10 protein-coding genes are annotated in these 12,741 nt (G+C 42.9%); 1 reads left to right on the top strand and 9 read right to left on the bottom strand.

The genetic code is table 11. The features are described 5' to 3' along the window. Positions 1-146: 146 nt before the first annotated feature. The 8 genes from RsY01_RS09530 to RsY01_RS09495 form a co-directional block, all read right to left on the bottom strand. Positions 147-1,556, bottom strand: a complete 1,410-nt coding sequence (locus tag RsY01_RS09530) for an MFS transporter (protein ID WP_094785354.1) — start codon at positions 1,554-1,556, stop codon at positions 147-149. 161 nt (positions 1,557-1,717) lie between these two features. Continuing rightward, positions 1,718-3,148: an Asp-tRNA(Asn)/Glu-tRNA(Gln) amidotransferase subunit GatB gene (gene gatB, locus RsY01_RS09525; RefSeq protein WP_094785305.1), complete on the bottom strand. Its 1,431-nt coding sequence runs from the start codon at positions 3,146-3,148 to the stop codon at positions 1,718-1,720. A gap of 46 nt (positions 3,149-3,194) precedes the next feature. After that, positions 3,195-3,800, bottom strand: a complete 606-nt coding sequence (locus RsY01_RS09520) for an NUDIX hydrolase (protein WP_094785304.1) — start codon at positions 3,798-3,800, stop codon at positions 3,195-3,197. 1 nt (position 3,801) lies between these two features. After that, the gene (gene gatA / locus RsY01_RS09515; protein ID WP_094785303.1) at positions 3,802-5,250 is read right to left on the bottom strand and encodes an Asp-tRNA(Asn)/Glu-tRNA(Gln) amidotransferase subunit GatA; all 1,449 of its coding nucleotides are present in this window, start codon (positions 5,248-5,250) and stop codon (positions 3,802-3,804) included. A gap of 2 nt (positions 5,251-5,252) precedes the next feature. After that, on the bottom strand, positions 5,253-5,546 hold the full coding sequence (gatC, locus tag RsY01_RS09510) for an Asp-tRNA(Asn)/Glu-tRNA(Gln) amidotransferase subunit GatC (RefSeq protein WP_094785302.1): 294 nt from the start codon (positions 5,544-5,546) through the stop codon (positions 5,253-5,255). 132 nt (positions 5,547-5,678) lie between these two features. Then, a complete protein-coding gene (aspS, locus tag RsY01_RS09505; RefSeq protein WP_094785301.1) occupies positions 5,679-7,442 on the bottom strand; it encodes an aspartate--tRNA ligase in 1,764 nt (587 codons plus the stop codon). Between the two features lie 325 nt (positions 7,443-7,767). Continuing rightward, positions 7,768-8,556 carry a GTP-sensing pleiotropic transcriptional regulator CodY gene (gene codY / locus RsY01_RS09500; RefSeq protein ID WP_094785300.1) on the bottom strand — a complete coding sequence of 263 codons (789 nt, stop codon included), beginning with the start codon at positions 8,554-8,556 and terminating at the stop codon, positions 7,768-7,770. A 106-nt stretch (positions 8,557-8,662) separates the two neighbouring features. Next, the gene (locus tag RsY01_RS09495; protein ID WP_094785353.1) at positions 8,663-9,877 is read right to left on the bottom strand and encodes a pyridoxal phosphate-dependent aminotransferase; all 1,215 of its coding nucleotides are present in this window, start codon (positions 9,875-9,877) and stop codon (positions 8,663-8,665) included. Between the two features lie 159 nt (positions 9,878-10,036). On the opposite strand from RsY01_RS09495, the gene RsY01_RS09490 reads away from it, so the two are divergent. Next, entirely contained in the window at positions 10,037-10,363 is a 327-nt protein-coding gene (locus tag RsY01_RS09490) for a hypothetical protein (protein ID WP_094785299.1), read from the top strand. A 176-nt stretch (positions 10,364-10,539) separates the two neighbouring features. Here the strand turns inward: RsY01_RS09490 and RsY01_RS09485 are convergent, their stop codons facing one another. Next, positions 10,540-12,597: an InlB B-repeat-containing protein gene (locus RsY01_RS09485; protein ID WP_094785298.1), complete on the bottom strand. Its 2,058-nt coding sequence runs from the start codon at positions 12,595-12,597 to the stop codon at positions 10,540-10,542. Positions 12,598-12,741: the final 144 nt, after the last annotated feature.

Below are 12,741 nucleotides of genomic sequence, written 5' to 3'. Positions count from 1 at the left end.
TAAAATAATATATTGTTTTAATTGTGTTATTGCCATTTTGATGCTCACTGCTATATTTAAATTTTGACACTTTAGAAACCATTTGTCTATAAAAAGAACCCTTAGAACAAGGATTCTTTTTTAATCATTCGAAATACAACACAAGCTTAGGAAACAGTTTGTTCCTGCCGATAAACCTTAATCACAACGTACAACATCACAAATTCTAGACCCGCCATGATTAAGAATAATATCAAAGCATTGCGTGAGCCTTGTTGCGTCCCGATGGCTTTAGAAAGGGCTGATTTTTGGCTGAAAGCGATGATAATCGCCGTGATGGATGTGCCAAAAGCGCCCGCAAATTGTTGCAGGGTCATAATGGCGGCATTGCCATCTGTCTGCAAGTCTTTGGGCAACTGCGCTAGACCATTGGTCAAGACATTTCCTGAGGTCAAGCCAAAGCCAATACAATAAATACCAAAGAGGATTGAAATGGTCAAGTTCGTCAAATTGCCACTCATGAAGCAGAAGCAAGCTAAAGCAAGCATCGACAGCGCTGTCCCAAATAAAATCGGCTTAGCTGCACCAATCGCATCATAAATGCGACCACTAAAGGAAACGAAAACAGCATTTAAAATCGTTCCGGGCAAGACTGCTAACCCTGCTGCAACGGCTGAATCGCCGTTCACTAGCTGGATATAGTTAGGCAAGACGAGGTTCAGACCTAACAAAGAGCCAAGCAAAATAAAAGAACTAATGGCATGACCGTCAAAAGACACGTTTTTGAAAACCGCCAAGTTAATCAAAGGACTTGCTTGCCGATTCGACCGATAAATGAAAATGCCAAGACCAAACGCACCCATGATAAATGCCCCTAAAACCTGCGGGCTCATCAAAGGCATGCTACTGAGATGACTCAGACTGTAAATAAACCCAACCAAGGTCACAGCAATCGCGACAAAACTGATCACATCTAGTTTAAGCTTCTGCGGTTCTGTTTTTTGCTCAATGGTCATAATGCCTAGAACAAAAGAGACAAGCAAAATCGGGAGCAAACAAATGAAAATATAGCGCCAGCCAAGCGAACTTGCCATGACCCCACCAAAGGTTGGCCCAACAGTTGGCGCAACAGCAGTAATCAAAGTCCCCAGACCAATCATCGTGCCTAATTTTTGACGCGGTACCTGTTCCAAGATGATATTAAACATCAAAGGCAGGGCAATCCCCGTTCCGATACCTTGAGCAAAACGCCCTAATAGCAAAATCGAAAACGTCGGTGCCAGACTATCTAGTACAACCCCTGCAATAAAACAGAGATTGGCAACGATAAATAGTCTTTTAAGCGTAAAACGCCGTTTCAAAAATGATGAAATCGGTACAGTCGCCGCTACAACCAATAGGTAAAGCGTCGTCATCCACTGAACGGTTGAAATGTCGATATGAAATTGTTCAATCAAAATCGGAAAGGTGATATTCATTGCCGTTTCAACTGTAATGCCTGCAAAATTCAGAATACCTGTTGCTAAAATCGCTGCAATTAATTTGGGTGAGATTTTATCGTTTGTCTGTTCTGTCATGATATCTCTTTTTAAACCTTCTTTTTCATTAGCATGATAGCCACTTGCTTCATGAAACAAGCAGACTATTTAAAACCCATCTTCTCATCATACCACATTCAAACTTTTTTATAAAGAAAAACCGATTTTAATCAATCAGTTTTTCTTATATTAGCTATCTATTATTTATCCAACTCAGCGTACAACAATTCTTGCACAACTTGTGGATTGGCTTGTCCTTTAGTCGCTTTCATCAGTTGACCAATCAAGGCTTTAGCAGAATTTTTGTTGCCACCTTGATAGTCGTTGACAGCTTTTTCATTCTTAGCCAGAACTTCTGTAATGATTGGTAACAAAACAGCCGGGTCTGAAATTTGAATCAAGCCAGCTTTCTTAACGAAGGCTTCAGCAGAACCGCCATTTTTCGCCAATTCAACGAAAACTTTCTTGGCAATTTTTGATGAAATCGTGCCATCAGTGATGAGTTTGAGCATTTCAGTCAAGTTTTCTGGTGTCAAACCAATTTCTGAAAGTTTTTTACCTTCAGCGTTCAGATATTGTGCCACCTCACCTTGCAACCAGTTTGATGCCAATTTCGCATCCGCACCCGCATTTACCGCCGCTTCGAAGAAATCAGCCGTATCTTTAGCTGCGGTAATTTGTGCTGCATCATAGTCAGAAAGTCCGAGCTCAGCCACATATTTCGCACGACGTGCTTTCGGAAATTCTGGCAAAGTCGCCCGAACTTCGTCAATCCACGCATCTGAAATCTCAAAACGCGGCAGATCAGGTTCTGGGAAGTAACGGTAATCTGACGACCCTTCCTTGACACGCATCAAGGTCGTTTCGCCCGTTTTTTCATCGTAACGACGCGTTTCCTGCTGAATCACACCGCCAGAACGCAAAACTTTAGCTTGGCGCGCCACTTCATACTCCAAACCTTTGCGGACAAAGTTAAAGGAATTCAGATTTTTCAGCTCCGTTTTCACGCCAAACTCTTCCTGACCGTAAGGACGTAAAGAAATGTTGGCATCACAACGCATCGAGCCTTCTTCCATCTTGACATCAGAAATGCCAGTGTACTGGATGATTTCCTTAATCGCAGTCAGGTAAGCATAGGCTTCCTCAGGCGAACGCATGTCAGCTTCTGACACGATTTCAATCAAAGGCACGCCTTGGCGGTTCAGGTCAACGTAAGAATAGCCGTCTGTGCCGTGCGTATTTTTCCCTGCATCTTCTTCTAAGTGGGCACGTTCAATCCGAAGTGTCTTTTTAGTCCCGTCTTCCAACTCAATTTCAATCGATCCGTTATAACCAATCGGCTCATCAAATTGCGAAATTTGATAGGCTTTAGGATTGTCCGGGTAGAAATAGTTCTTACGGTCGAAGTGCATATTTTGGTGAATATCCATATTCAAGGCAAGTGCCGCCTTGATACCAGACTCGATGACACCTTTATTCATGACAGGTAAAACACCTGGAAAACTCCAATCGACAATATTGGTATTCTCATTTGGTCCTGCACCAAAATGCGCAGGCGCAGGTGAGAAAATTTTCGAGTTGGTATTCAACTCGACATGGACTTCAAGTCCAATGACTGTTTCAAAATTCATTTATTTTTCTCCATTTATGCTGATTATTATTTGGTTCAATCAAAGCCTAATCGATATATTGCTTACCAGTCTGCCATAAGTCCTCTAGCAAGTCAAGCTGTGCGCGGGTCACGCGCTTTTCCGACAAGGGAAGCTTTAAAGTCTGCAAGGGAAAATAGCCGATTTCTGACGTTTCACTATTGACCTGAAACGCTTCGCTTAAAGCGCGACAGTCAAAGACAAACTTATAATACTGTCGCCCTTGTGGTTGCCACTTATTCGTGTCAAAAACAGCTAATAAACGCACAACTTCGCCTGTGACTCCTGCTTCCTCAACTAACTCCTTGAGGACATTTTCGCTGGGCGAAAAACCAATTTCACCATAACCACCTGGCAAAGTCCACTCACCTTTTGCTTGATCCCGAACAAGTAACACATCGCCAGCATCATTTTTCACAAAGGCACGCACATCAATCATCGGTGTTGGATACTGGCTAGTCGGCAGAAATAAATCACTAAGTTCTGCTGGCGTTAAATCTGACACATGACCTGTTAAATCACGCAAGACAGTTTTGATGTCTTGATAGCGTTCGAGGTCAAAAGTATCCTTGCCATAGGTCAATCCTGCATCAGCAATGGCATTTAACCGCTTAATCAATTGGTCAACTGACATATTAGGCACCAAAAATGACTGGCTTATTTTTATGGAAATCAGTCGTCGCTTCAAACGCTGCTGCCGCTTGATAAATCGTTGCTTCGTCGAAGGCTTTCCCAATGATTTGCAAACCTACTGGTAAACCATCAACTTGTCCAGCAGGAATTGAAATCCCCGGTAAGCCTGCCAAATTAACTGGAATGGTCAACAAGTCAGCCAAGTACATGGCAAGAGGATCATGACCTTGCGTATCCAAGTCATAGGCAACAGTCGGCGCTGTTGGGCCAATAATCAGATCATAATTTTCAAAGACTTTTTGGAAGTCTTGCATAATCAAAGTCCGAACTTGTCCCGCTTTCTTGAAGTAAGCATCGTAGTAACCAGATGACAAACTAAAGGTGCCCAACATAATCCGACGTTTGACTTCTTCACCAAAACCTTGCGAGCGTGTTTTGACATAAATGTCTTCTAAGTCAACCGCATCTTCTGCCCGGAAACCGTAGCGAATGCCGTCAAAACGTTGCAAGTTTGAGCTGGCTTCAGATGACGCGATGATATAGTAAACCGCCACGCCATATTTGCTGTGTGGCAAGCTCACTTCTTCAACAGTCGCCCCTAATTTTTCAAAGTGTTGGGCTGCAGCCAAGACTTGTTCTTTTACCTGAGGATCAATCCCTTCGCCTAAATATTCTTTTGGCAAGGCAATCTTCAAGCCTGTCACATCTTGCCCGATTTTAGACGTGAAGTCAGGCACTGCAACTTTTGATGATGTCGAATCTTTTGGATCGAAACCTGAAACTGCATTGAGCAAGAGGGCGTTATCTGCGACATTTTGTGAAAATGGCCCGATTTGGTCGAGCGATGAGCCAAAAGCAATCAGACCAAAACGCGAAATGCGACCATAAGTTGGTTTGAGACCCACGACACCGTTAAATGATGCGGGTTGACGGATTGAACCGCCTGTATCAGAACCGAGCGAGAGCAAGACTTGGTTAGCCGCAACCGCCGTCGCAGAGCCACCAGATGAGCCACCGGGAACTTTTGTTTCATCCCAAGCATTTTTGGTTGGTTTGAAGGCTGAATTTTCAGTTGAACCACCCATGGCAAACTCGTCCATGTTGGTTTTACCGACGATAATCATGTCGTTGGCATATAATTTTTCGACAGAAGTCGCATCAAAAACTGGCTCATAGTTATAGAGCATTTTCGATGCCGCCGTCGTCAAAATCCCTTTAGTTGAAATATTGTCCTTAACGGCAATCGGAATACCAGACACAGGATTGCTTGCGTCAATGCCACGCTCGTCAATGGCAGCAGCCTGTGCGAGTGCGGCTTCTTCTGTAATCGTGATAAAACTATCGACTTTACCTTCACGATCTTTAATAGCTTTCAGCGTTGCTTGGGTAAGCTCAACCGCTGAAATTTCTTTATTGACCAATTTGTCATGGAGTGCTTTAATCGTTGTCATGCTTAGTTATCCTCCATAATTGCGGGTACTTTAATAAAGCCATCTTCAGCTTCTGGCACATTTTGGAACAACTCATCACGGTTCCAACCTGCCACCGCAACGTCTTCACGCCAAGCATTGATATTATCTGCCACATTTGATGTAAATGGCACACCTGTTGTGTCGACTTCTTCTAATTTCATAAACATATCGACGATTTTTGTCAATGTGCCTGCAAATTCAGCAGTTTCTGCCTCATCAAAGGCTAATTTTGACAAATTCGCAACGTGTTTCACGTCATCTTTTGTGATTTCCATTGATTTCTCCTCTGTTTTTTTCGGGAATCAAACCGCTAGACTCATTTAACGATAAAAAGCTAAGACTTTCGAACTATTTTTATCGTTAGACGAGTATAATTTCATGTTTCATTATATCAGGTTTTGACACTTTTAGTCAAAATCAATATCCAAAACTAACTTCAATTCGTTTAATTGTTTCGGGTCAACATCGCTCGGCGAATCCATCATCAAATCAACACCAGCTGCACTTTTCGGAAAGGCAACAACTTCGCGGATGTTCTCTTCACCCGTCAAGACCATAAAGATACGCTCAAGACCAAAGGCACAACCAGCGTGTGGTGGCGCACCAAATTTGAAGGCTTCTAGCATGGCCCCAAATTTTTGTTCTACAAAATATTTGTCATAGCCAATCACTTCAAAAGCTTTATACATCACTTCTGGATTATAGTTACGCACAGCACCTGAACAAATTTCATAACCATTCATGACCATGTCGTACTGGTCTGCCTTAATCGCCAACTTATCCGCATCAGATTTCGCCGCCTCAAGCGTTTGAACGCCACCTTTTGGTAAGGAGAATGGGTTATGACCAAAGTCAACTTTGCGATTTTGTTCGTCGTATTCGTAAAATGGAAAATCAACCACCCAGCAAAGTGCGACTTTATTTTTATCTTTGAGATCATAGAAATCGGCAAATTCATTTCGCATCCGACCGAGGACACGGTTGACGATGGCAGGTTTACCCGCACCAAAGAAGACAATGTCGCCATCTTCAGCACCCGTTTTGACTGTAATGTCAGCCAACTCTGCCTCAGTCAAGAATTTCGCAATCGGAGATTTGATACCGCCATCGACGTAAGTCAAGTAAGCCAAACCGCCAGCACCTTCTTTTTTAGCGATTTCAGTGAAAGCATCAATTTGCGAGCGAGACAAGCTAGCCGCACCTTTAACACAAATCGCTTTGACTTTTTTAGCGTTCTTAAAGACAGCAAAGTCTGTCGTCGCAAGCGTTTCATCTAAGTCAACCAAAGTCATACCAAAACGCAAGTCAGGCTTATCGCTACCATAAATGTTCATGGCATCTTCATAAGCAATACGTGGAACGTCTTCTGAGACAAGCTCTTTACCAGCAAAATTTTTCACCAGATTTTGGATTAAGACTTCCATCTCTGAACGAATCTCTTCACCATCTTCGACGAAAGCGCGCTCCAAATCAAGCTGGTAGAAATCGCCATAAAGTCTGTCGGCACGTGGGTCTTCATCACGGAAACACGGCGCGATTTGATAGTATTTATCAATCCCTCCGACCATGAGCAACTGTTTGAACTGTTGCGGTGCTTGCGGTAAGGCATAGAATTTACCGGCATGAATCCGACTCGGAATCAAGAAATCACGCGCACCCTCTGGTGACGAATTCGCCAAAATCGGCGTTTGCACTTCCAAAAAGTCTTGGTCTTCCATGAAACGACGGATAAATGAGAGGTATTTGGCACGTTGTTTCAAGGTTTCTTGCATTTTAGGCCGACGCAAATCCAAATAACGGTATTTCAAACGCAAATCTTCGCTTGATTGATTGCTTTCATTGAGTGAAATCGGCAAAGGTTGCGACGCATTTAAAATCGCCAGCTCATCTGCCACCAACTCAATCTCACCCGTCGCCAAATTAGGATTGGCAAGACCTTCACCACGCGGGCGAATCATCCCCGTGACTGAAATCGCATACTCATCACGCAAGTGTTCCGCCGCCGAAAAATTCGCGACTTTTTCAGGTTGAATCACGACTTGCAAAAGACCAGAAAAGTCACGCAAATCAATAAAAATGACACCACCATGGTCACGACGTGAGTTGACCCACCCCTTTACCGTCACGGTTTCGCCCTGCTTTGAAATTGTCTCAATCGTTTTTGTTCTCATGTTTTCCTCTGCTTCTTTAAATTTAGACTGATTGATTGGCTTGTGCCAATGGTGGATGACCCTAGCACAACGGTGTTTTTATCATCACTGTTAGATACCAGACCACTGTTTTTGCAGTTTACCTAGTCAAATTTAACAAAAATAGCACCCAAATATCGTCGGAAAAGGACGAAATTCGTGGTGCCACCTTAATTCGTTGTCAAGAGACAACCTTATTATGCTTTATTGAATTGATTTAAAATAGTGTTCTTCGTCAGCCTCATCAGGCGCTATTCCCAGCAACAAGCGCTCTCTTAACTGATTTGAGGATGACTACTCCTATTTCTTAAAAGTTGCGACCTTCAAGTTTTTCATAAATGCCTTCATTGACAACTTTAAGGTAAGTTCCCTTCATGCCAAGTGAGCGAGATTCAATAATCCCTGCTGACTCCAGTTTACGAAGGGCATTGACGATGACGGAACGTGTAATCCCAATTTTATCAGCAATCACTGAGGCTGTCAAACGGCCTTCATCGCCACCTAATTCTTCAAGAATCGCTTTAACAGCTTTCATTTCAGAATAAGACAGGGTGCTAACTGCCATATTGACAGCTGCTGACTTACGGATATTTTCTTCCATCTTCTCGATTTGAAGATTTGACAACTGAATGCCAATAACTGTCGTTGCGAGTTCAACCAGGACCAAATCATCATCGCTGAACGCTTCTTCATTGCGCCAGATGATAAATGTCCCTAAACGCAGGCCACTCCCATAAATCGGTGCAACCGTTGTTTTACCATTTGGATGGTCTTTGACAACTTCTTGTGGGTAGAGTGACAGCATGGCATCAGCAGGCAAGTTAGCCTCCGTATCGTAAGTCCGTGAGGCCACTTGCACATACTCATCTGATAATTTGCGTTCATCAAACATCGCTTCAACACGGTCGTTGTTTGTCTTGTAAGGCATGGCATAGCCAAGGACGACACCCTTGCCATCGATAACAACAGAGTTACAATCAATCACCGCTGACAAGCGTTCTGATAAGCCATTATACGGTAATTCTTCGCTAGAATTGTTAAGTCCCTCTTGCAAAATCGCCGTAATTCTTCTTGTTTTTTCTAATAAAGTAGTCATACTTCTCCTATTTTCAAAAAAGATTCTATACTTTCATTATAACAAGAACAAATCAGAAATACAACAATATTCAGAAAATTATTTATTGTTTTCTATATTAAGACAGCTACTGACGATATTTAGACAAGAATCGTGTCATTTTCTCTTGGATTTGTGCTAATTCATCAACACGTGGCATGTAAACAATCCGGAAATGATCTGGATCTTTCCAGTTAAAGCCACGACCATGTACCAACATGACTTTTTCTTGTTTGAGGAAATCTAAAACAAATTGTTCATCGTCATGAATATTATACCTAGCGGTGTCGATTTTAGGGAAGATATAAAAAGCGGCTTTGGGTTTCACCGCTGAAATCCCTGGAATTTCATTCATGGCCTTATAGATAAATTCGCGTTGCTCATAGATACGGCCACCCGGCAGGAGCAATTCATCCACAGACTGCGTGCCACCTAACGACGTTTGGACGACCTGTTGCGCCAAAACATTGGAACAAAGCCGCATGTTGGCTAGCATATTTAAGCCTTCGATATAGCCTTGTACGTGGCTTTTATCGCCTGACAGCACCATCCAGCCGACACGGAAACCAGCCACACGGTGTGATTTTGACAAGCCATTCATGGTCACGACAAATAAGTCTGGTGCCAAAGTCGCGATGGGCACGTGCTTGATGCCATCCATAATAATCCGATCATAAATCTCATCTGAGAAGATGATTAAATCATTCTGACGCGCGATTTCAACGATATCTAACAAAATGTCACGTGGGTAAACTGCACCCGTTGGATTATTCGGATTGATGATGACAATCGCCTTGGTATTTGACGTGATTTTCGACTTGATGTCATCAATATCTGGATACCATTCTGCTGATTCATCGCAGAGATAATGCACCGCATGACCGCCCGCCAAACTAATCGACGCCGTCCAAAGGGGATAGTCTGGCATGGGAACTAAGACTTCATCGCCTGTATTTAGCAAGCCATTCATGGACATAGAAATCAATTCACTGACACCATTGCCGAGGTAAATATCGTCAACGTCAACATTTGGAAACCCTAGCACTTGGCAGTACTGCATAATCGCTTTACGCGCGCTAAAGATGCCTTTACTGTCTGAATAGCCCTCACTATCACGCGCATTCATGATTAAATCACGGATGACCTCATCGGGCGCTGTAAAACCAAATTCGGCTGGATTGCCTGTATTGAGGCGCAAAATCTTCTCGCCATTGGCGCGCATGCGATTCGCTTCATCCAAGACTGGACCACGAATATCATAGGCAACATCATCAAGTTTATCGGATTTTTCAAAAAATTTCATGGCTACTCCTTTAGCGATTGCAGAACGATGGCCGTAAAATAAAGCAAGCAGATGATACATCTGAGTCTTTTTTACCTCGTTTCATCTATTATAAACTTTTCAATTTAAATAATCAAAGGTATTTCAGACTTGTCAATATTTTGATAAAATTTAAAGTATATGAAAACGAATTGGAAACCTAATTTCTTTACCCTCTTTGTCGGGCAACAGCTGTCCTTTTTTACGAGTATGATTGCTCAGTATGCTTTGATTTGGTATTTGACTGACCGCTCTAAAAGTCCGACTTTACTTGCCATGTATATGCTTATCGCCCTTATGCCCGGTATAGGCATGCCACCACTCCTAGTCCTTGCAGGTGGTAGTATTTTTATCGGTAATATCCCAAGCCTACTCTTGCCAGATGTCAAGAAACTTGATCATATGGTGATTATGACTGATGCAATAGATGAAGATTTGATAAGGACTGATGATGAGCCCCTAACTTAACTTGTCAGGGGCTACACACAAGTGTTCCCATCCGACTAAAAAACTCTGAAAGCGGCTGGGGCAAAAGGCTTAAAAGAGACAAACCGCATGAAATTCGTTTTTTAAACGTTAATTTCATGCGGTTTGTCTCTTTTATAATTAACTAAAATAAGCTAAGTTAAGATTTACCAGATAGATTAGTCAATTTGGACAACGATTGCCGGACGAACATAGTTGGGACTATCTAACTCATAATAGGAAAGTACCCCATCGTATGAGAAGGTAGCGCCATGATAATCAGTCATATATGGAGAACGTGACCAACCACCATTTGTCTCATCAAGATAGCCGCCTAAAATAGAAAGGACGGGATATAAATTATACTCTTCTAACTGATAGCGCCTAAGATCACCCATCCCTAAGGCAAAAGCAAGCTTTTGCCCGCCAAGTGTCGTTGGCGCACTAGTATCCCACATGACATCAACTTGATTCGATAAACTGTATTGATACTCATCATAGGTACCACTAGGTAGAACCTCTCCATACCGGCTCCAAAGAAGATCTGCCTGTTTGGTCTGCCATTGCGAGAAGGTTGGGTTATTCAGACTGACAGGCAAGACCAAAGCTTCCTGTTCCGAATTAGCAATTGTGTTGGTGTAGTAGGCATCAATCTTTTGTTTTAGGAGGGAGTCCTCATAACCCGTTGAAGTGTCATTTATAAAGTAATTAGTACTCGAGTGTCCAGTATACGGTTCTGTTACCTCATGAAAAGAAACCCTACCGGCTTCATTTTGTCGGAACTCGGTGTAGGTATCAAAAATGCCTAATTCTTTATTGGTTAAGGCCTCCTCTTTTACGAGCAAGGCTTGTTTTCCTACAACAATACTATCGATATCTGCATTAACAATTCGCCACCAAGCATTTGCCAACCAAACGGTATCCCCTCTGTCTCCCAATAGGCGATTAGCGAATCGGTCACCTATTAGATTGTTCTCACCTGCATCAGTTATCAGTAGCTGCCATTTTGCATGGAGTGTCAGGTCACTTGTGATGATGGTCTTAAAATCAAATTTGTTGGTGCAGGCAGCATCAGTATACCAACCTTCTAGCGCAAAATCACTATCTGGTGCAACACCTTTTTTAACGACATTTTTAATCATATCGTTTTTCTTAGGATCTAGAGGTTTGGTCGCCGTTTGCGCAAGACCGATGAGCTGTGGCGCGATAGCTGTCCCTCCCTTTGTATCAAAGGTAACTGTGTATTTTGCGACACTTGTTTTGCCATAAAAGACTTTGTCGCCTGTTTCAGTTTTTCCGATCGTTGTGATCGGTGTTCCTGTGCATTTTGCATTGTCATACCAACCTGAGAAGGCCAGCGTTTCGGCTAATTTTGGCGTTGGTAAGTGAACTGTTTTAACGCCTGAACGATAGCCATCAGGATCGAGAGTTGTGACGAGTTGACCATCTACATAGTAGGTAATCGTGTAGTTATCAGTAACACTTGGTCCTCCAGGCTCACCTTTGTCGCCTTGTTCACCTTTGTCGCCCTTGTCACCTTGAGCTCCCTTGTCACCTTGGGCTCCTTTATCGCCCTTGCTGTCATTATCACCTGTTCCAGGTAGTTTTGCCTCATCAGCCACATAAAGATGTCCAACATAAGTATAACCTGCGATTTCAGGTACCTTCACTTGTTCACCAAGCACAACTGTCGCACGTGGTGCAATTTCAGTCGCCGCATAAGCGGTCACACTAGCTGTCCCAGAAGCCGAAATTAAGGCAACTAGCATCAAAATTTGCGTGCGTTTTTTACTCTTACTAGCGGCTGCCAATCCAAGAACAGCAAGCGTTAAGCCGACACCCGCATACAAACCAAGTGCTTGACTCTTTTCACCAGTTGTCGGTAATTTTGTCGTGTTTGCGGTATTTCCTGTCGTGATGGGTGTCGTATTGTAAGTGGTTGGCAACTGGCCGCCTATTTTTTGATAGACGAGTTTATAATGCCCCTTGTCTGCTGACTTTTTAGCGGTCGGCACTGTTTTGACAATCGCCGCCTTTTCAGCAGCTGTCAGTGAATCATAATCAACATGGTGAACAGGCAAGGTTGATTCGGCTGCGCTTTGCGTCGTTGTGGCTGTCGTTTCAGCTGCATATACGGGTGTCTGCAAAGCACTGCCCGTAAGAACCGCTAAGAGTGATGCTGCAAATAACCAGTGTTTCCCTGATTTCAAATTTCTAAAGTGCGTCTGTTTCATCATATTTCCCCTCTATTCTTAGAAATATAGTTTTTAAACTGTACTTAAATCCTAAAACAACTTACGATACAAAAAAACTGAACACAAAATCAAAGCAAGACATCATGTCCGACATTGGATTCAAAGCTAAGTTTATGACGTATTGTA

It is taken from the genome of Pseudolactococcus reticulitermitis (genome assembly GCF_002260845.1).
GTDB classification, from domain to species: domain Bacteria; phylum Bacillota; class Bacilli; order Lactobacillales; family Streptococcaceae; genus Pseudolactococcus; species Pseudolactococcus reticulitermitis.
The sequence above is the reverse complement of the archived record's forward strand: the minus strand, read 5'-3'. Positions and strand labels throughout refer to the sequence as shown.